We start from the raw sequence: 903 nt of genomic DNA on the forward strand, positions 1-903 counted from the left end.
GCAGCGCGACGCTGCGGTCGATGATGCAGGGAATCGGCAGATTCAGTGGGCCCAGCGAGCCGGGGCCGGCGCCAATGGCTGCGCGAATCTCGGCTTCCGAAGCAAACAGCAGCGGGCTGGCGACGCGGGCATGGTTGGCCGCCTTGATTTCGTTCAGTTCGTGATCGCCACGCACGATCAGGGCGATCAGCTGACCTTCTTCGGCGGCATGCACCACCAGGGTCTTGACGGTCTTGTCGATGGCCAGGCCAAACTGGGTAACCAGCTCGTCAATGGTCTTGGCGTCGGGGGTGTCGACCAGGCGGAGTGCCTCGCTGGCCGCCGCGCGGGCCTGCTCGCGCGGGATGGCTTCGGCCTTTTCGATATTGGCTGCGTAGTCAGAGCTGTCGCTGAAGGCGATGTCGTCTTCGCCCGACTCGGCCAGTACATGGAACTCGTGGGAGCCGGTACCACCGATGGAGCCGGTGTCTGCCTGTACCGGACGGAAATTCAGGCCCAGGCGGGTGAATACGTTGCAATACGCCTGGTGCATGCGATCGTAGGTTTCCTGCAGCGATTCCTGAGAGAGGTGGAAGGAGTAGGCGTCCTTCATCAGGAACTCGCGACCACGCATCAGGCCGAAGCGCGGACGAATTTCGTCACGGAACTTGGTCTGGATCTGATAGAAGTTGATCGGCAGCTGCTTGTAGCTGTTCAGCTCATTGCGTGCCAGGTCGGTGATCACTTCCTCGTGGGTCGGGCCGACGCAGAAATCGCGCTGATGGCGATCCTTGATACGCAGCAGTTCCGGGCCGTATTGCTCCCAGCGCCCTGATTCCTGCCACAGTTCGGCAGGCTGGATGGCCGGCATCAGTACTTCCAGCGCTCCCGCCGCATTCATTTCCTCGCGTACCACGGCCTCGG

General features: G+C 62.2%; 1 protein-coding gene. It reads right to left on the minus strand.

Annotation, left to right across the window (positions count from 1 at the left end; all coding sequences use genetic code 11):
- On the minus strand, window positions 1–903 hold a 903-nt coding region (proS, locus tag CFY91_RS15715; RefSeq protein ID WP_093987300.1), incomplete at both ends, for a proline--tRNA ligase.

The sequence above is a fragment of the Pseudomonas fluvialis genome, assembly GCF_002234375.1.
In the GTDB taxonomy this organism is placed as follows: domain Bacteria; phylum Pseudomonadota; class Gammaproteobacteria; order Pseudomonadales; family Pseudomonadaceae; genus Aquipseudomonas; species Aquipseudomonas fluvialis.